The sequence below is a fragment of the Micromonospora sp. NBC_00860 genome, from assembly GCF_045207375.1.
GTDB lineage: Bacteria > Actinomycetota > Actinomycetes > Mycobacteriales > Micromonosporaceae > Micromonospora > Micromonospora vinacea.
Window position 1 is genome coordinate 614822 of the sequence record NZ_CP108825.1, and the last position, 18420, is coordinate 633241.

The following is an 18420-nucleotide window of genomic DNA, read 5'->3' on the forward strand; positions in this document are numbered from 1 at the left end:
CGTCAGCGCAGCTCGCGGTTGCCCAACACCCGCACGGGCGAACCCTGCCGAGCCACCCGCAACATCGCCCTACCGATCCCGTCGGTGGTGGTGACCTGGTTCGGCAGCAACCGACGCAGCACCGGAAACAGCGGACGGGTGACCGCGTACCCGAACCGGTACCACCCCGTCTTCGACACCGCCCCGTACGTCGGCTGGATGAACCCCGGCCGCGCCGCGTAACCGTTGGGCAGTAGATCCATCACCGCGTTCTCGGCACGCCCCTTGACCCGCGCCCACATCACCCGACCCCGCCCCGACGAATCGGTCCCCTGACCCGAGACGTAGACGAACGTGACCTGCGGGCTCACCTCCGCGAACAACCGCGCCGCCGCCATCGGGTAGTCGTAGCTGACCCGCGTGTACGCGGCCTCGTCCAGACCCAACGAGGACACCCCCAGGCAGTAGAAACACGCATCGACCCCGGTCAACTCGGCGCGCACCGCTTCCAACTCGCCGACGTCCGCGACCGTCAACTCCCGCAGCTTCGGATCCTGCCGGCCGGTCGGCCGCCGACCGACAGTCAGCACCTCCCGCACGTCATCGGCGAGCAGGCACTCGCGCAACACGCCCTGACCGACCATCCCTGTCGCACCGAAGACAACCACCCTCATCAGATTCCACCCCTGTCGTCACCCTCGCCACTCGCGTCCTCGCAGGCTCCCACGATCGGCATGACCGCCGACGGCTGGGGAAAGCACCGCCGACCCACACCACCAAACCGGCAGGGGGAGACGAACGTGCCGTTCATCACCGTGGGCACCGAGAACAACACCGCCATCGACATCTACTACGAGGACCACGGCTCCGGCCAGCCGGTCGTGCTCATCCACGGCTTCCCGTTCAACGGCGCCACGATGGAGAAGCTGGCCAACCCGCTGCTCAACGCCGGCTACCGCGTGATCACCTACGATCGCCGAGGATTCGGCGCCTCCAGCCAACCGGACACCGGGTACGACTACGACACCTTCACCGCCGACCTCGACACCCTGATGACCGAGCTGGACCTGCGCGACACCATCCTCGTCGGTCACTCGATGGGCACCGGTGAGGTGACCCGCTACCTCAGCAGGTACGGCTCGTCCCGGGTCAGTCGTGGAGTGCTGCTCAGCCCCCTGGCCCCGTTCCTGCGCAAGACCTCGGACAACCCCGAAGGGGTCGACGGAAGCGTCTTCGACGGCTTCAAGCAGGCCGTCCTCGCGGACCGGTTCGCCTACCTCACCGCCTTCTGCACCAGCTTCTTCAACTACGACAAGACCAAGGGCAAGCAGGTCAGCGAGGAAGCGTTCCGGGCGCACTGGGCCATCGGCCGGCTCGCCTCCGCGAGCGCCACGTATCAGTGCATCGACGCCATCTCCACCGACTTTCGCGCCGACGTGCCCCGTATCGACGTGCCGATCCTCATCGTCCAAGGTGACCAGGACGCGGTACTGCCCTACCCGGTCACCGGCCAGCGGCTCGCCCCGATGCTGCCCAACGGCAAGCTCGTCACCCTCAAGGGCGCCCCGCACGGCATCCCGTGGACGCACGCCGACGAGGTCAACAAGGCGATCATGGACTTCATCGGTGAGCCAGCCATGGCCCGCGCCTGAGCGTCAGGTCAGGACTTGGGGCCGACGTGCCGGTCCAGCGTGGCGACCGCGTCGCGTCGCGCCACCGACAGCGCGTTGCGTCGGCTCATCCGCCAGTCGACGCCGAGCAGATCGAGGCTCCACTGGCAGAGCCCCATGATGTCGGCCGACTCGTTGACGAACATGTAGCGCGGGTAGACGTACGCCCTGCCGCGGACGGTCACCCGGTTGGCGAAGCGGCAGCCGTCGGAGTGGAACAGCCCGCGCAGGAAGTCGCCCGGGTGTGCCGTCACGAGATCGCGCTGCCAGTCGGCCAAGATGATTGGGCGTTCGTGTTTCTTGCCAGGGCCGTGCTGGGGGAGCAGACACGGCCAGTGCTTGCCGGAACTTTGCACGCTGACGCAGCCGACCTGCCGGACGCGCTGCACCCTCGCGGCTAGCACCGCTCGCATAGCGGCGTCACAGGCGTCGATCAGGCCTGGCCAGCTGTCGCTGCAGGCGATGCGAAGCACCGGGACCCGGGCGGACGTGACGAGATGACCGTCGCCCAGGTAGAGGCCGAGCAGGTATAGGTATGAAGACGGATCTGTCTGAATGTTGACGTTGGGCCGGCAGCGGAAGCAACGGGACTCGGTGCCCTGCTGTTGTGGCTCAGCCTGCCCCCTGCACCAGCCGCGGACGGTCGGATAGGGAAGTCTCAGTCGTCGGGCGACCTCAGCGACCGTGCTGCCGGCGAGGTGCTGCTGCCGTGCTCGTAGGCGCAGTTCAGGTGGGTGCACAGCACGATTTTGGAACAGCCGTACGACAAGTTTGGTGCCCCCGGTGGGATTCGAACCCACACTGTCGGAGGTTTGAGCTCCGCTTCTCTGCCGGTTGGAATACGGGGACGCTTGGCCGAATGCTCTGGTGGCCTCCCATAGGTTACCTACTACGCTGAGGGCGGTGACACCCGGCTGGGCGGGTGTTGGGTTCCGACTGGTGGGGGTAGGGCTGGTGGCTGAGATGCCGACGGATGCCGAGCGCAGGCGCGTACTGATCGCCGAGGACGAGGCGCTGATCCGGCTGGACCTCGCCGAGATGCTTGTCGAAGAGGGTTACGAGGTGGTGGGGGAGGCCGGTGACGGCGAGACAGCCGTGCGCCTCGCCGAGGAGTTGAAGCCCGATCTCGTCATCCTCGACATCAAGATGCCGATCATGGACGGGCTGGCTGCCGCCGAGCGCATCGCCGGTGCCCGGATCGCCCCGGTGATCATTCTGACCGCGTTCAGCCAGCGTGACCTTGTGGAGCGGGCGCGGGCGGCGGGCGCTATGGCGTACCTGGTGAAGCCTTTCCAGAAGAGCGACCTGGTCCCGGCGGTGGAGATCGCGCTGTCGCGCTACTCGGAGGTCGCGGCGCTGGAGGCGGAGGTCGCGAGCCTGACCGACCGCCTGGAGATCCGTAAGTCGGTGGAGCGCGCCAAGGGCGCGCTGATGACCACGTACGGGATGACCGAGCCGCAGGCGTTCAAGTGGATCCAGCGCACGGCGATGGATCACCGGATGACCATGAAAGAGGTCGCCGAGCGGATCCTCGCGGAGACCGCCGGCGGCGAGGTGTCGCAGCAGCCGACGGTCTGAGCGCTCCTGGTGACAACGGGCTGCGCGGGGCCACCGTGCGCGGGGTGTGGTGGTTAGCATCGACGGGTGTCCGTCCGACGGGTGATCGCGGTGTTCGGCCTCTTCGTGCTGCTGCTTGCCGGGTGCGACGGGCCGGCCGCGCCGAGCGACGCGGGGTCGACGACCGCCGCCGCGCCACCGCTGCGGCCGGGTTGGCAGCCGCTGACGTTGCCGGCGCCGCCGGGTGGCCCGGGCCGTCCGCTGGTGCGGGACGCGGCGTCGTGCGCGGGTCGGTGGTTCGTGGTCGGTGGCGTCCTGGACGCCGAGGGCGGCACCCGTCCGGCGGCCTGGACCAGCGTGGACGGTACGACGTGGACGGTGTTGCCGGTGCGTCCGGATTCCTTCTACGGACGGCAGAACGTGTTCCTGTCGGCGGCCTGCCGCGATGGTCGGGTGGCGTTGATCGGCGCGAAGGTCGGTGGTGCGCACGGTTATCCGCGGGTGAGCACGTGGCGGCAGGTGGCCGATGGCGCGCTTGTCGAGGTGCAGGCGTCGTTCGAGACGTTCGGCGGGCCGACGGCGGTGAACGTGTCCCGGCTGGCGGCCGGTCCGCAGGGTTGGTTGATAGTCGGTAACCGGTCGGCGGGTGCCGCGTCCTGGGTGGGTTCGCCGGACGCGGCGGAGTTCGCGCTGGTCGAGGGGGCGCCGGAGCTTGCCAGTGACGCGGTGGGGGTGACCTGGGCGTTCGACGCGGTGGCGACGTCGTCGGGGTGGCTGACGGTGGGTGGTCTGTTGCCGGCTGGCCGGATCGACCGGGACCCGGCGGTGTGGTCGTCGCCGGACGGGCGGTCGTGGCGGCGCACGGTGTTGCCGGGCGGGTCGGAGTACGAGGAGATGCAGCGGGTGGTGCTGGCCGACGGCGTGCCGGTGGCGGTCGGGCTGCGTGGGGGGACGTTCGGCGCGTGGCGGCAGGAGGCGGCGGGTTGGCTGGCTGTCGGGGCGTTCGGGCGGCGGGCTGGGGCCGGGGTGCCGGGGGTGGGGTCGCTGGTGTCGTCCGGGGGCAGTCTGTTCGCCGCGGTGATGGATGGGGCGCGGCATTCGGTGTGGGTGTCGAGCGATCGGGGTGGGTCGTGGCGGGAGGCGACGATGCCACTCGATGTGCCGGCGGGTGTTGATCGGGATGTGACGCTGGTGGCGGTGGGTGACCGGTGGTGGTTGGCGGCGGACGACGGCACGCGCGCCGGGTTGTGGTGGGCGGCCGGCCCGGGCGCCTGAACGTTGACGGTGCTGTGGCGCTGCGCCCCCGGGTGTGTGACCCGTGCGGGCGTTTCCGCAGGTCAGTCGGCTTTTTGTCAGGGTGCAGGCGGTCCGGGTTGGTGCGGGTGGACTTCGACCGGGCGTGGATTTAAGGACCGTCTGGCGTATTCACCTGTTACGGACATCGACATGATTGCCCACGTCTTCGTAACGGTTTCGCAGACCCAGCCTTCAGGCCTTCCGGGACGGTATGTCGTGTCGGTACGCTCCGCCATCACGAGCCGTAACGCAGGGGGAGTCCCTGCGGGGTGGGTGGAATTGCGGGTTTGCTGCTGTCGCCGTCTCTTCGGGTCAGTCGCGTCCGCATCTCGAGGAGGTCAGGAAGCCGTGAGGCGAAGCTATGTACGGGCGCTGGGCACCGTGGCGCTCGCCGCGACCCTGGTGGTTGCGGCTGGTTGCCAGGATTCCGGTGGCGGCGACGGTGGGACCGCGTCGGGTGACTGCGGTGGCAAGATTGCGATCTTCGGCGCGTTCACGGGTGACAACGCGGGTCTGGTGATCCCGTCGCTGAACGGCGCGAAGCTGGCCGTGAAGCAGTTCAACGCGGCGAACCCGAACTGCAAGGTCACCATGCAGGAGTTCGACACCCAGGGTGACCCTGCGGTGGCGACCCCGTTCGCGAACCAGATCGCGGGGGACAACTCGTTCCTCGGTGTCATCGGTGGTCACTTCTCCGGTGAGTCGGACGCGACGATGCCGATCTACCAGGCTGCCGGCCTGGCGATGGTCAGCCCGTCGGCGACCCGCACGGACCTGACCCAGAAGGGCAACACGTCCTTCTACCGGGTCGTCGGTCACGACGGCACGCAGGCCGGTGCCGTGGCCAGCTACATGAAGACCCAGAACGCGAAGAAGGTCTTCATGATCGATGACGCCAGCGCGTACGGCGCGGGCATCACCGAGGAGCTGGGCAAGCAGCTCGGCCCGCTGGTCGTGAACAAGGACAAGATCCAGGAGCGGCAGGCGCAGTTCGACGCCACCATCTCCAAGATCAAGTCCGCGCAGGCCGACTTCGTCTTCTACGGCGGTTACACCCGTGAGGCCGCTCCGCTGGTGAAGCAGATGCGTGCCGCTGGTGTCCAGGCCAAGTTCGTCGGCCCGGACGGTCTCTACGACACCGCGTTCCCGAAGGGTGCCTCCGGCGGCGCCGAGGGTGCCATCATCACCTGCCCGTGCCTCCCGGCCGACAAGGCCGGCGGCACCTTCTCCGCCGACTTCCAGAAGGAGTACGGCATCCCGCCGGGCTCCTACGGCGCTGAGGGCTTCGACGGCGCGACGATCTACCTGGACGCCTTCAAGGCTGGCAAGAAGAGCCGCGCGGACATCCTGGCGTTCGTGAAGTCGTACGACAAGCAGGGTGTGTCGAAGTACATCAAGTTCGACTCCAAGGGCGACGTCGACCCGTCGAAGGTCGTCATCTGGGCGTACCAGATCAAGGGCGAGGCTATCGAGGCGCTGCAGGAGCTCAAGCTCAGCTGACGCCCACGAAATGGAGTGCGGCCGGGGTGTTTCACCCCGGCCGCACTCGATTCAAGGAGACCCCCGGTGCATTTCGATGAACTGATCGGTCATCTCGGCCAGCACACGGTCGATGGCCTTTCCAAGGGCGCCATCTACGCCCTGATCGCCCTTGGCTACACACTCGTCTATGGCGTCCTTCGTCTGATCAACTTCGCACACTCCGAGGTCTTCATGGTCGGCACCTTCTCGGTGCTGATCCTGTGGAACCAGCTCGGTGTGAAAAATAACCCCCCCATCGGCCAGGCGATCCTGTTCCTGGTGCTCGGCCTCATCGTCGCGGCGGTCGCCTCGGGCGGTACGGCGCTGGCGCTCGAGCGGGTCGCGTACCGGCCGCTGCGGCGCAAGAACGCTCCGCCGCTGATCTTCCTGATCACCGCGATCGGTCTGTCGCTGGTCTTCGTGGAGCTCTTCGGGCAGGTGCTGCCCAAGCTGCTCGGTGGCGCGCTGCCGGATGTGTTCGGCCGGCCCCGGCAGATCGTCGGCATGCCGACGATCATCCAGCAGGAGACCCTGTTCACCATCGGCAACACCGCGATCACGAACATCCAAGTGATCGTCTTCGTCGCGGCCGTGGTGATGATGGCGCTGCTGGACTGGTTCATCAACCGCACCCGGTACGGCCGGGGCGTGCGGGCGGTGGCCCAGAACCCGGAGACCGCTGCGCTGATGGGTGTCAACCAGGAGCGCGTGATCATGCTGATCTTCGTGCTCGGTGGCATCATGGCCGGCGCCGCCGCGCTGTTGTGGAGCATGCGGTTCGGCTTCACCCAGAACAGCATCGGCTTCGTGCTCGGCCTGAAGGCGTTCACCGCCGCCGTGCTCGGTGGCATCGGCAACCTGCGCGGTGCGCTGCTGGGTGGTCTCTTCCTCGGCATCGTCGAGGTCTACGGCGCCACGCTTTTCGCCTCCAACTGGGAGGACGTCATCGCCTTCGTGGTGCTGATCGTGGTGCTGATGTTCCGGCCCACCGGCCTGTTGGGTGAGTCGCTCGGGAGGGCCCGCGCATGATCGACAAGATTCGCTCCGCAGACCGCCGTCGGGTCGGCATGCTGACCTCCATCGGCGACCGCTGGCGGGCGCTGACGAAGTGGCAGCAGGCCCTCGGGCTCGCCGCCTTCGTGGCGATCCTCTACTACCTTCCACTGCTTGGCGTTCCGGGCCTGACCTGGTTGCGTACCGACTCGATCGAGGGCGGTAACAACTGGGCGGGTGTGCTCTTCGTCTGTGCCATCTACGTGCTGGTCGCCATCGGCCTGAACGTGGTGGTGGGTCTCGCCGGCCTGCTCGACCTGGGCTACATCGGCTTCTTCGCCATCGGGGCGTACAGCGTGGCGCTGTTCGGCTCGGTGAACTCGCCGGTGGTGAAGTGGATCCAGCAGGAGTTCAACCTGCCGCCGACCTGGGCGGTGACCTGGGCGATCTGCCTGTTCATCGCGATCGTGCTGACGATGATCTCCGGGGTGCTGCTGGGCTGGCCGACGCTGCGGCTGCGCGGTGACTACCTGGCCATCGTGACGCTGGGCTTCGGCGAGATCATCCGCATCGTGGCCCGTAACGCCACCGGCCTGACCAACGGCCCGGTCGGCATCTCGGCCATCCCCGGTCCCGAGGGTGCGCCGTCGCCGGACAACAAGGTCTTCGGTCTGATCGACGCGAAGCCCTGGTACTGGCTGGCGATCACGTTCGTACTGATCATGGTGTTCCTGGTCCGTCGGCTGGAGCACAGCCGGGTCGGCCGGGCGTGGTTGGCAGTGCGGGAGGACGAGGACGCCGCAGCGGTGATGGGCGTGTACCCGTTCAAGTTCAAGCTCTGGGCGTTCGCCATCGGTGCGGCGCTCGGTGGCCTGTCGGGCTTCCTCTTCGGCAGCCGGAACGCGTTCATCGACCCGACCCAGTTCAACGCGAACCTGTCCATCCTGTTCGTGGCCATGGTGGTGGTCGGTGGCTCCGGCAACATGATCGGAGTCTCGCTCGGCGCGGTGCTGCTGGCGTACCTGCCGGAGCGGTTCCGCGACTTCGCCGACTACCGGTGGTTGGTCTTCGGCCTGGCCATGGTGTTGGTGATGATCCTGCGTCCGCAGGGCCTGGTCCCGAGCCGGCGGCGTGCCCGCGAGTTGAAGGACCGCGCGGCAGAGGCAGAGGAGGCGCCCGCTCATGTCTGACCAGTCCACCAGCACCACCACGCCGAAGATCCCGACGCAGGCGGGGCCCCGGACGGTACTGCTCGAAGTCGACGACGTCACGCTCCGCTTCGGCGGTGTGGTCGCCCTCGACAAGATCAATTTCCAGATCTACGAGGGCGAGATCCTCGGCCTCATCGGGCCGAACGGTGCCGGCAAGACCACCAGCTTCAACGTGATGACCGGGGTCTACAAGCCGACCTCCGGCGCGGTCCGGTTCCGCGGCCAGAAGGTGACCGGTCGCAAGCCGCACCAGATCAGCCAGCTGGGCATCTCCCGGACGTTCCAGAACATCCGGCTCTTCCCGGAGATGACGGCGCTCGAGAACGTCATGGTCGGGACGGACTCCCGGCACAAGACGAGCGTGCCCGGTGCGCTGTTCCGGCTCTACCGGGTACGGCCCAAGCCGGAGGAGCTGCCGCAGGTCACCGCCACGTCCGGGATCGTCCGGACCTGGCAGCAGGTGCGCCTGTCGGCCGCCAAGATCTTCGGCCTGTCCCGGCACATCCTGGAGGAGCGGGCGGCCGAGAACAAGGCGATCGAGCTGCTCCGCTTCGTCGGGATCGCCGACCGGGCCAACGACGAGGCGCGCAACCTGCCGTACGGCTACCAGCGTCGGTTGGAGATCGCCCGCGCGTTGGCCACCGAGCCGAAGCTGATCTGCCTGGACGAGCCGGCCGCCGGCTTCAACCCGGCGGAGAAGGAGGAGCTCCTCACCCTGATCCGCAAGATCCGTGACATGGGCCTGACCGTCCTGCTCATCGAGCACGACATGCGCCTGGTCATGGGGGTCACCGACCGGATCGTGGTGCTGGAGTTCGGCCGCAAGATCGCCGAGGGTGCGCCCGCGGAGGTCAGCCGCGATCCGAAGGTGATCGCCGCGTACCTGGGGGAGCCCGCCGATGACGCTGCTTGAGCTGGAGAACGTCGCCGTCGCGTACGGCCGGATCGAGGCGCTGCACGGGATCAGCCTCACCGTCAACGAGGGTGAGGTGGTGGCCCTGATCGGCGCGAACGGCGCCGGTAAGACCACCACCATGCGGGCCATCTCCGGGACCCGGTCACTGGCCGAAGGCAAGATCACGTTCAACGGCGAGGACATCAGCAAGCTCCGGGCCGACCTGCGGGTGGTCCGGGGGCTGTGTCAGTCGCCCGAGGGACGGCAGATCTTCCCGGGTATGACGGTCATGGAGAACCTGGACATGGGGGCGTACACCCGGCGGGACTCCGCCGGCATCGCCTCCGACCTGGAGCGGGTGCTGACCCTCTTCCCGCGGCTGGCCGAGCGGCGCAAGCAGGCCGGTGGCACCCTCTCCGGCGGCGAGCAGCAGATGCTCGCGGTCGGTCGGGCGCTGATGAGCCGACCGAAGCTGCTGCTGCTCGACGAGCCGTCGATGGGCCTGGCCCCGCTGGTGATCCGGCAGATCTTCGACATCATCACCGAGATCAACCAGCAGGGCACGACGATCCTGCTGGTGGAGCAGAACGCCCAGCAGGCGCTGTCGCGGGCACACCGCGGCTACGTGCTGGAGACCGGTCAGATCGTGAAGGAGGGGTCCGGTCAGGACCTGCTGCACGATCCGTCGGTCAAGGAGGCGTACCTCGGCGTGGCCTGAGCCACCCGAATCGGCGGCCGGTCATCCCCTCGCGGGGGTGGCCGGCCGTTCGGCGTTCGGCTCGGCGTCGCGGCACCCCGTGCCGAGGGCCAGGGATGTCGGTGCGACGGACTAGAGTCGCTGCCGTGACAGCTACGACACCGCGCCTGCTTCTCGTCGACGGACATTCCATGGCATACCGGGCTTTCTTTGCCCTGCCTGTGGAAAACTTCTCCACCACGACGGGTCAGCCGACCAACGCGGTGTACGGCTTCACCTCAATGCTGATCAACGTGCTCCGCGACGAGCAGCCCACCCACATCGTGGTGGCCTTCGACGTCTCCCGCCACTCCTTCCGCACCGACAAGTACGCGGAGTACAAAGCCGGCCGCAGCGAGACCCCGACCGACTTCAAGGGCCAGGTGAGCCTGGTCAAGGAGGTCCTGGCCGCGCTGCAGATCCCGGTGGTGGAGAAAGAGGGCTTCGAGGCCGACGACGTGATCGCCACGCTCGCCTCCCAGGCCCGCGACCAGGGCATGTCGGTGCTGATCAGCAGCGGCGACCGCGACGCGTTCCAGCTGGTCGACGACCAGATCACCGTCCTCTACCCGCGCAAGGGCGTCTCCGACCTGGCCCGGATGGACCCGGCGGCGATCGAGGCGAAGTACGGCGTCCCGCCCCAGCAGTACCGGGACCTCGCCGCACTGGTCGGCGAGACCAGTGACAACCTGCCCGGCATCCCGGGCGTCGGCCCGAAGACCGCCGCCAAGTGGATCACCACGTACGGCGGGGTGGAGGGCGTGATCGCCCGGGCCGACGAGATCAAGGGCAAGGCCGGCGACAGCCTGCGGGAGCGGCTCGCCGACGTGATCCGCAACTACGAGATCAACTGCCTCGTCTCCGACCTGGAGCTGCCGCTGCGCCCGGAGGACACCCGCTGGACGGGGTGGGACCGGGAGGCCGTGCACCAGGTCTTCGACACCCTGGAGTTCCGCATCCTGCGCGACCGTCTCTACCAGTACCTGGAGGCGGTCGAGCCGGAGGCCGAGTCCGGCTTCGACCTCACCGGCGAGGTGCTCACCGAGCCCGGCGCGCTGGCCGGTTGGCTGACCACGCACGTCGCGACCGGCACCCCGGTCGGGTTGGCGGTCAAGCTCGACACCGGCCCCAACCGCCGGCACACCGCCTCGATCACCGGTCTCGCGCTGGCCACCGCCGGCGGCGCGGCGGCCTGGGTCGACCCGGCGCAGCTCGACCCGACCGACGAGAGCGCCCTGGCCAGCTGGTTGGCCGACGAGCAGCGCCCCAAGGTGCTGCACGACAGCAAGCCGGCCGTGCTGGCCTGCGCCGCGCACGGCTGGCAGCTCGCCGGCATCGTCCGCGACACCCAGATCGCCGCCTACCTGGCCCGCCCCGACCAGCGGTCCTACGACCTGACCGACCTGGCGCTGCGCTACCTGCACCGGGAGTTGCGGGTCGACGTCCCGGAGTCCGGCCAGCTCACCCTCGACGGCCTCGGCGACGAGGGGGTGGTCGAGCAGAACCTGATGCTCCAGGCCCGGGCCACCCTCGACCTGGCCGACGCGATCGACGCTGAACTGTCCCGCGACGGCGAGCAGTCCGCCCGGCTGATGGCCGGCGTGGAGCTGCCGTTGATGCGGGTGCTGGCCACCATGGAGAGCACCGGCATCGCCGCCGACACCCACTATCTGTCCGAGCTGGAGGCCCACTTCGCCGCCGAGGTGAAGGCCGCCGCGCAGGGCGCGTACGAGGCGGTGGGCCGGGAGTTCAACCTCGGCTCGCCCAAGCAGTTGCAGGAGATCCTCTTCACCGAGCTGGGTCTGCCGAAGACCAAGAAGATCAAGACGGGTTACACCACCGACGCCGACGCCCTGCAGTGGCTCTACGCGCAGCAGCCGCACCCGGTGCTGGCCCACCTGCTGCGTCATCGGGACGTGGCCAAGCTCAAGTCGACGGTCGACGGGCTGCTCAAGTCGGTCTCCGACGACGGGCGGATCCACACCACGTTCAACCAGACGGTGGCCGCCACCGGCCGGCTCTCCTCCACCGAGCCCAACCTGCAGAACATCCCGATCCGCACCGAGGAGGGTCGTCGGATCCGGCGGGCCTTCGTGGTGGGGGAGGGCTACGAGAGTCTGCTCACCGCCGACTACAGCCAGATCGAGATGCGCATCATGGCGCACCTCAGCTCGGACGACGCCCTGATCGACGCGTTCAACTCCGGCGCCGACTTCCACGCCGCCACCGCCTCGTCGGTCTTCGGGGTGCCGCTCGACGAGGTCACCCCCGACCAGCGCCGCAAGATCAAGGCCATGAACTACGGCCTGGCGTACGGGCTCAGCGCCTTCGGCCTGTCCCAACAGCTCAGCATCAGCACCGAAGAGGCGCGCGGGCTGATGGAGAACTACTTCGCCGGCTTCGGCGGGGTGCGCGACTACCTCCAGCAGGTGGTCGCCCGGGCCCGCCAGGACGGCTACACCTCCACCATCCTGGGTCGACGCCGCTACCTGCCCGACCTGGTCAGCGACAACCGGCAACGCCGCGACATCGCCGAGCGGATGGCGCTCAACGCCCCCATCCAGGGCTCCGCCGCCGACATCATCAAGGTGGCGATGCTGCACGTCGACACCGCGCTCGGCGAGGCCGGGCTGCGTTCACGGATGCTGTTGCAGGTGCACGACGAGCTGGTCTTCGAGGTCGCTCCGGGTGAGCGGGAAGCGTTGGAGGCGCTGGTCCGGCGGGAGATGGGCGGGGCGTACCCGCTGTCGGTGCCGCTGGAGGTGTCCGTCGGTCTGGGCCGGGACTGGAACAGCGCCGATCACTGATCTTGTGTTGGTCGCGGCTCTGGTGGTTGCGGTGGGGGGTTTCGGGGCAGCCCGACCCACTCCGGGCGGTCAGGCTTGATCCCTGCGTGGGTCGGGCTGCCCCGAAACCCTGACCGGGCTGCCCTGGTCGCGACCGTTGGCGTTGGCGTTGTGGATCAGGGCCGTCGCCCTTGGTCTGATCTGTGGTGTGGTTATTTCAGGGGGTCGTGGCCCCAGTTCATGAGGGACCAGCGCCACTTGGTGTCCCGGACGTCGCCCGAGGGGCGCTGCGCCATGTGCCGGCGTACGTAGCCGACCACCTTGCGCATGTGCTTGTAGTCGCCCTCGGACAGGTCGCCGCGCTTACGACGGAGCAGATTGATGATCTTCCGGCCGGACTCGTGCCCGACCGACTCGCCACCACCGGCGTGACCGCCCTTGTGCCAGCCGACCTGCTTCGACTCGTCGGTCTCCAACCACGTGGACAGCTCACCGGGCTTCATGTTCACCGCTTCGGTGAACTCCCGGTAGGTGTCCCGGCCGTCGTCACTTCTGCTCATGACGCAACGCCTCGGGGCGGTGGGCCACGTCGCGGCCCGTGCCGTCACTGCGGACCCGGTACTGCGGGTCGTCGGGAGCCGCGTTCACGGCCCGCCCGCGGATCCGCGTCCGCTCGGTGATCGTCCCCCGCACCACGCCGTACGCGCGGCTGCCGTGGGCCGACCAGGAGACATGGTCGCCCTTGCGGAATCTCTGTTCGGCCATGGTCGTCGGCTACCCGAGGCGGCCAGGGCGAAACGACTACGGGGTGATCTCGGCGACCGGCAGCTTGATGTCGAACGGCTCGGTCAGCTCGATCACGTCGGCGCCGTCGGCGACCAGCTCGTACTGCCGCTCACCGCCCGGCCCCACCCGGTCGCCGATCCGGTACGCGTACACATGCACCGGGTCCTGCTCGATGCGCCAGTAGAACGGGATGCCGGCGGCGGCGTACTCGCCCGGCTTCGCGAACCGGTCGATCCGTCGCGTGCCGGGCGAGACGACCTCCACCGCGAGCACGACGTCGTGTGGTCGTAGCGAGGACCGGTCGGACAGCCGTCGCACTGTGCGTGCGGCGCTCAGTCGGCGGGCTTCTCGGTGACGAAGATGGCGGTGCCCGGGAAGAGTCGTCCGCGCAGCGGGCTCCACTGCCCCCAGATCCCCTCGTGTCCCTCCGGCCACTCCGGCTCCACCAGGTCCAGCAGCCGGAAGCCGGCGCCGACCAACTCGCGGATCCGGTCGCCGAGGGTGCGGTGCTGCTCGACGTAGGTGGCCACGCCGGTCTCGTCCTGCTCCACGTAGGGGGAGCGGTCGAAGTACGAGTGCACGGCCGTCAGGCCGCCCTCACCGGGGTCGTCGAGGAAGATCCACCGCATCGGGTGGGTCACCGAGAACACCCACCGGCCGCCAGGGCGCAGCACCCGGTGCACCTCGGCGAGCAGTGCCGCCGAGTCGTCCACGAACGGGATCGCGCCGAACGCGGTGCAGGCGACGTCGAACGACCGGTCGGCGAACGGCAGGGCGAGCGCGTCGGCCTGCACCAGCGGCACGCGTACCCCGGTGCGGTCGGCGGCCTCGGCGGCGTGCCGCAACATGCCGGCGGACAGGTCGAAGGCGACCGGCCGGGCGCCCTGGGTAGCGAGCCAACGGGCGGCGGCCGCGGCGCCGGCGCCCACCTCCAGCACCCGTCGCCCCGACACGTCGCCGAGCAGCCGGGCGTCGGCCTCGCGCAGGCCCTCGGGGCACCACACGAAGTCCACGTCGCCGAGGAACGCGCCGTGTTCGGCCTGGTAGTCGTCGGCGTCGGTGTCCCACCAGCCGCGGTTGGCGCGCCGGGCCTCGGCGTCACCCACCCGGCGCCGGGTAACCCGGCTGTCGTCATCCACGCGCTCACGCTAGGCCCCACCAACCCCGGTGGGTACGGCGACGCGTCCACGATCTGCCCGACCCCTCGCGCGACGGCCTTGATCGTCTCGTCTTCGGTGAAGTTCGGGGTGTCCGGGCGGGCGGACACGCCGGACACGCCGGGGACACCGGGTCGAGCAAGCGTGGCGCGCGGGGCTGCTGTGACGCAGGAGACAGCAGGGGTCATTTCCGGGCGATTGTTCGGCTTTCGCAGGTCATCGCACGAAGAGAACCCGGGAGGGCTTGCACGCTGTGGTAATGCGCACGGTAGGCTAGACGATGCGCTCGCGGATCGCGTTGCCTCGGCAGGGAGCAGGTGCGCGGTCGACGGAGCCACATCATGATCTCACTAGGCGATCGTTCGGTGTGCCCGGCGACGGATCCGCTGGCGCGAACAGGTCACTGCGACACACCAGCCTGCTGTGACAACCCACCGACCGGAGCAACCGCCCACATGACGAGCAGCATCGAGGCCCCCTCGAGCGCCACCCGGGTCACCCACGACGATCTCGGTTCCGAGGAGGCATTCCTCGCCGCGATCGACGAGACCATCAAGTACTTCAACGACGGCGACATTGTCGAAGGCACCGTCGTCAAGGTCGATCGGGACGAGGTCCTGCTCGACATCGGCTACAAGACCGAGGGTGTCATCCCCTCTCGGGAGTTGTCGATCAAGCACGACGTGGACCCCGCCGAGGTTGTGACGGTTGGCGACCACATCGAGGCCCTGGTCCTCCAGAAGGAGGACAAGGAGGGTCGTCTGATCCTCTCCAAGAAGCGGGCACAGTACGAGCGGGCCTGGGGCACGATCGAAAAGATCAAGGACGAGGACGGCGTCGTCCGCGGTTCGGTCATCGAGGTGGTCAAGGGCGGCCTCATCCTCGACATCGGGCTGCGCGGCTTCCTGCCCGCATCCCTGGTCGAGATGCGTCGTGTGCGCGACCTGCAGCCGTACGTCGGGCGGGAGCTCGAAGCCAAGATCATCGAGCTGGACAAGAACCGCAACAACGTGGTCCTGTCCCGCCGGGCCTGGCTGGAGCAGACGCAGTCCGAGGTGCGCACCGAGTTCCTCAACAAGCTGCAGAAGGGCCAGGTCCGCAAGGGCGTCGTGTCCTCGATCGTCAACTTCGGCGCCTTCGTGGACCTGGGCGGCGTCGACGGTCTGGTGCACGTCTCCGAGCTGTCCTGGAAGCACATCGACCACCCGTCCGAGGTCGTCGAGGTGGGCCAGGAGGTCGAGGTCGAGGTCCTGGACGTCGACCTGGACCGCGAGCGGGTCTCGCTGTCGCTGAAGGCGACCCAGGAAGACCCGTGGCGGCAGTTCGCCCGCACCCACGCGATCCAGCAGATCGTGCCGGGTAAGGTCACCAAGCTGGTGCCGTTCGGTGCGTTCGTCCGCGTGGACGACGGCATCGAGGGCCTGGTCCACATCTCCGAGCTGGCCGAGCGCCACGTGGAGATCCCGGAGCAGGTCGTCCAGGTCGGCTCCGAGGTCATGGTCAAGGTCATCGACATCGACCTGGAGCGCCGCCGGATCTCGCTGTCGCTCAAGCAGGCCAACGAGGGCTTCGTCGAGGGCGAGGAGCACTTCGACCCGACCCTCTACGGCATGGCCGCGACGTACGACACCGAGGGCAACTACATCTACCCCGAGGGCTTCGACCCGGAGACGGGCGAGTGGCTCGAGGGGTACGACAAGCAGCGCGAGACCTGGGAGAACCAGTACGCCGAGGCTCGTCTGCGCTGGGAGGCCCACACCAAGCAGGTGCAGACCTCTCGGGCCGCCGACGCCGAGGCTGCCGCCAACCCGACTCCGGCCGTTCCGGCCGCTGCCGGTGGCGGTGGCGGTGGCACCACCTCTTCGTCCAGCCCGGCCCCGAGCCGGCAGGCCGAGGAGCCGGCCGGCACGCTGGCCACCGACGAGGCGCTCGCCGCACTGCGGGAGAAGCTCGCCGGCGGTAAGTGACCCGCTGAACGACGACGGGCCCCGTCCCCGCGATCTCCGGATCGCTGGGGGCGGGGCCCTCGCCGTACCCGCCGTGCCCCGCGCGAGCTGCGGGCGGGGAGTTGCCCGGGCGAGTTGCGGCCTCGGGTGCCCCGGGCGAGTTGTGGGCGCGGCGCTCCCGCGGGCCGGGGCTCCGCCGTGGGCGCGGCATGCGCGGCTGGCGCCGACCGCCCAAGATCGCGCTCGATCCATGATGGAGGGGCCTCCCGGGCACCGAACACCACTACATCCTGGTTCGAGCGCGATCTTGGCGGCCCGTGGGCGCCCGAACCCTGGTCCCGGTCTGTCGGGGGGCGGCGTTCGTCGTCAAGATCCGCGCAATATCGGGGATGTTGCTGTCTCCTGCTTGTCGGAGGCAGCAACATCGGGGAAGTTGCGGAGATCTTGGCGCCGGGCGCCGGGCGCCGGGCGCCGGGCGCGGGGCGCGGGGCGCGGGGCGCGGGGCGCGGGGCGCGGGGCGCGGGGCGCGGGGCGCGGGGCGCGGGGCGCGGGGCGCGGGGCGCCGGGCGCCGGGCGCCCGGCGCGGGGCGCGGGGCGCGGGGAGCCGGGACGGGCGCGGTCGCGGCTTGGGGCGGGGTGGTTGGGAGGTCGCCGGGCCGTGGGTGGGTTTGGCGGCGGGCTTGTCGATCCGGTTGACTGTTCGGGTGCTGAGAGTGGGGTTGACCGGCGGGATCGGGTCGGGCAAGAGCGCGGTGGCCGCGCGGCTCGTCGAGCGGGGCGCGGTGCTCATCGACGCCGACCGTGTGGCCCGGGAGGTCGTGGCGCCGGGTACGGACGGGCTGGCCGAGATCGTGGCCGCCTTCTCCGACGCGGTGGTGGACGCCGATGGCGCGCTGGACCGTGCCGCCCTGGGAGCGGTGGTGTTCGCCGACGAGAGCGCCCGGCGTCGGCTGGAGGCGATCACCCACCCCCGGGTGCGGGCCCGTACCGCCGAGCTGGCCGCGGCGGCGGCACCTGACGCGATCGTCGTCAACGACGTACCGCTGCTGGTCGAGGTGGGTCTCGCGCCGACGTACCACCTGGTGGTCGTGGTGCAGACGGCCGTGTCGACCCGACTGGAGCGGCTGGCGCGCGACCGGGGGATGGGTCGCGCGGAGGCCGAGCGGAGGATCGCCGCCCAGGCCGACGACGCCCGCCGTCGGGCGGCGGCGGACGTGGTGCTGACCAACGACGGGAGTCTGACGGCGCTGCACGACGCCGTCGACCTGCTCTGGAAGCAGCGGCTGGTGCCCTATGAGGACAACCTGCGCCAGCGGCGGGTGGTTCCGCCGGCTCCGGCCGAGCTGGCGGGGGCCGACGCGAGTTGGCCGGAGCAGTACGCGCGGCTGGCCGCCCGGATCCAGCACGCGCTGGGTTCGGATGCCCTACGGATCGATCACATCGGTTCGACGGCGGTGCCCGGTCTGGCCGCCCAGAACGTCATCGACGTGCAGGTGGCGGTCTCCAGCCTCGCCGACGCCGACGGGCCGTTGACCGATCGGCTGGCGAACGCCGGGTTCCCGCGGGTGCCGGGGCAGTGGTGGGACGACCCGCGTCCGGCCGGCCGGGGCCGGTGGGAGAAGCGGCTGCATGGCAGCGCGGACCCGGCCCGCCCGGTTCGTCTGCACGTGCGGCTGGCGGATTCGCCGGGCTGGCGGTACGCGCTGCTGATGCGCGACCACCTGCGTGCCGACCCGGATCAGCGGGCCGCCTACCTGATGTTCAAGCGGGACCTGGTCGACGCGGCGCCGGAGGTCGGCGATTCCGGCACGGCCCGGAACCCGTGGTTCGACGAGGAGTACCTGCGGGCCGAGCAGTGGGCCGCCCAGACCGGCTGGCGCCCCTGAG

The 18420-nt window shown here is 69.4% G+C and carries 16 protein-coding genes, 1 tRNA gene and 1 pseudogene; 11 read left to right on the top strand and 7 right to left on the bottom strand.

Annotated elements, in window-relative coordinates; all coding sequences use genetic code 11:
- Window positions 1–2: 2 nt before the first annotated feature.
- Window positions 3–653 (bottom strand): NAD-dependent epimerase/dehydratase family protein, encoded by a 651-nt coding sequence (locus OH804_RS02940; RefSeq protein WP_406062574.1) that lies wholly within the window; start codon window positions 651–653, stop codon window positions 3–5.
- 126 nt (window positions 654–779) lie between these two features.
- On the opposite strand from OH804_RS02940, the gene OH804_RS02945 reads away from it, so the two are divergent.
- A complete protein-coding gene (locus tag OH804_RS02945; protein WP_406062576.1) occupies window positions 780–1631 on the top strand; it encodes an alpha/beta fold hydrolase in 852 nt (283 codons plus the stop codon).
- Window positions 1632–1639: 8 nt separating this feature from the next.
- On the opposite strand, the gene OH804_RS02950 is transcribed toward OH804_RS02945, so the two are convergent.
- A complete protein-coding gene (locus tag OH804_RS02950) occupies window positions 1640–1903 on the bottom strand; it encodes a hypothetical protein (RefSeq protein WP_406062577.1) in 264 nt (87 codons plus the stop codon).
- Between the two features lie 518 nt (window positions 1904–2421).
- A tRNA-Leu gene (locus OH804_RS02955) sits at window positions 2422–2498 on the bottom strand.
- A 105-nt stretch (window positions 2499–2603) separates the two neighbouring features.
- Between OH804_RS02955 and OH804_RS02960 the strand changes: the two genes are divergently transcribed.
- The 8 genes from OH804_RS02960 (at window position 2604) to polA (ending at window position 12665) form a co-directional block, all read left to right on the top strand.
- Window positions 2604–3227: an ANTAR domain-containing response regulator gene (locus OH804_RS02960; RefSeq protein ID WP_130402813.1), complete on the top strand. Its 624-nt coding sequence runs from the start codon at window positions 2604–2606 to the stop codon at window positions 3225–3227.
- A gap of 66 nt (window positions 3228–3293) precedes the next feature.
- A complete protein-coding gene (locus tag OH804_RS02965; protein ID WP_406062579.1) occupies window positions 3294–4481 on the top strand; it encodes a hypothetical protein in 1188 nt (395 codons plus the stop codon).
- A 369-nt stretch (window positions 4482–4850) separates the two neighbouring features.
- The gene (locus OH804_RS02970; RefSeq protein WP_196924464.1) at window positions 4851–6002 is read left to right on the top strand and encodes a branched-chain amino acid ABC transporter substrate-binding protein; all 1152 of its coding nucleotides are present in this window, start codon (window positions 4851–4853) and stop codon (window positions 6000–6002) included.
- A gap of 66 nt (window positions 6003–6068) precedes the next feature.
- A complete protein-coding gene (locus tag OH804_RS02975) occupies window positions 6069–7052 on the top strand; it encodes a branched-chain amino acid ABC transporter permease (protein ID WP_196924463.1) in 984 nt (327 codons plus the stop codon).
- Window positions 7049–8206 carry a branched-chain amino acid ABC transporter permease gene (locus OH804_RS02980; RefSeq protein WP_196924461.1) on the top strand — a complete coding sequence of 386 codons (1158 nt, stop codon included), beginning with the start codon at window positions 7049–7051 and terminating at the stop codon, window positions 8204–8206. Before OH804_RS02975 ends, OH804_RS02980 begins: the two co-directional genes overlap by 4 nt.
- The gene (locus OH804_RS02985) at window positions 8199–9140 is read left to right on the top strand and encodes an ABC transporter ATP-binding protein (RefSeq protein WP_406062582.1); all 942 of its coding nucleotides are present in this window, start codon (window positions 8199–8201) and stop codon (window positions 9138–9140) included. Before OH804_RS02980 ends, OH804_RS02985 begins: the two co-directional genes overlap by 8 nt.
- Window positions 9127–9840 (top strand): ABC transporter ATP-binding protein, encoded by a 714-nt coding sequence (locus tag OH804_RS02990; protein ID WP_196924460.1) that lies wholly within the window; start codon window positions 9127–9129, stop codon window positions 9838–9840. Before OH804_RS02985 ends, OH804_RS02990 begins: the two co-directional genes overlap by 14 nt.
- Window positions 9841–9965: 125 nt before the next feature.
- Window positions 9966–12665, top strand: coding sequence for a DNA polymerase I (polA, locus tag OH804_RS02995; protein WP_406062584.1), 2700 nt, complete (start codon window positions 9966–9968; stop codon window positions 12663–12665).
- A gap of 194 nt (window positions 12666–12859) precedes the next feature.
- Here the strand turns inward: polA and OH804_RS03000 are convergent.
- From OH804_RS03000 to OH804_RS03015, 4 genes and pseudogenes are all read right to left on the bottom strand, one after another.
- Window positions 12860–13204: pseudogene (locus OH804_RS03000) on the bottom strand (DUF3140 domain-containing protein); the annotation flags it as partial.
- Window positions 13191–13409 (bottom strand): DUF2945 domain-containing protein, encoded by a 219-nt coding sequence (locus OH804_RS03005; protein WP_355426866.1) that lies wholly within the window; start codon window positions 13407–13409, stop codon window positions 13191–13193. The pseudogene OH804_RS03000 and the gene OH804_RS03005, both read right to left, overlap by 14 nt.
- Before the next feature lie 36 nt (window positions 13410–13445).
- The gene (locus OH804_RS03010) at window positions 13446–13703 is read right to left on the bottom strand and encodes a Uma2 family endonuclease (RefSeq protein WP_406062587.1); all 258 of its coding nucleotides are present in this window, start codon (window positions 13701–13703) and stop codon (window positions 13446–13448) included.
- A gap of 59 nt (window positions 13704–13762) precedes the next feature.
- Window positions 13763–14569: a class I SAM-dependent methyltransferase gene (locus OH804_RS03015; protein ID WP_355010253.1), complete on the bottom strand. Its 807-nt coding sequence runs from the start codon at window positions 14567–14569 to the stop codon at window positions 13763–13765.
- A 473-nt stretch (window positions 14570–15042) separates the two neighbouring features.
- On the opposite strand from OH804_RS03015, the gene rpsA reads away from it, so the two are divergent.
- Together rpsA and coaE are read left to right on the top strand one after the other, a co-directional pair.
- Complete coding sequence (rpsA, locus tag OH804_RS03020; protein WP_091407939.1) at window positions 15043–16554, top strand: 30S ribosomal protein S1; 1512 nt, start codon at window positions 15043–15045, stop codon at window positions 16552–16554.
- A gap of 683 nt (window positions 16555–17237) precedes the next feature.
- Window positions 17238–18419 carry a dephospho-CoA kinase gene (gene coaE / locus OH804_RS03025; RefSeq protein WP_406062590.1) on the top strand — a complete coding sequence of 394 codons (1182 nt, stop codon included), beginning with the start codon at window positions 17238–17240 and terminating at the stop codon, window positions 18417–18419.
- Window position 18420: the final 1 nt, after the last annotated feature.

Excerpts from the sequence above, each read along its gene's own strand:
- OH804_RS02990 (WP_196924460.1), top strand. The coding sequence starts at position 9,127 with ATGACGCTGCTTGAGCTGGAGAACGTCGCCGTCGCGTACGGCCGGATC.
- rpsA (WP_091407939.1), top strand. The coding sequence starts at position 15,043 with ATGACGAGCAGCATCGAGGCCCCCTCGAGCGCCACCCGGGTCACCCAC.
- OH804_RS03005 (WP_355426866.1), bottom strand. The coding sequence starts at position 13,409 with ATGGCCGAACAGAGATTCCGCAAGGGCGACCATGTCTCCTGGTCGGCC.
- OH804_RS02980 (WP_196924461.1), top strand. The coding sequence starts at position 7,049 with ATGATCGACAAGATTCGCTCCGCAGACCGCCGTCGGGTCGGCATGCTG.
- OH804_RS02940 (WP_406062574.1), bottom strand. The coding sequence starts at position 653 with ATGAGGGTGGTTGTCTTCGGTGCGACAGGGATGGTCGGTCAGGGCGTG.
- OH804_RS02985 (WP_406062582.1), top strand. The coding sequence starts at position 8,199 with ATGTCTGACCAGTCCACCAGCACCACCACGCCGAAGATCCCGACGCAG.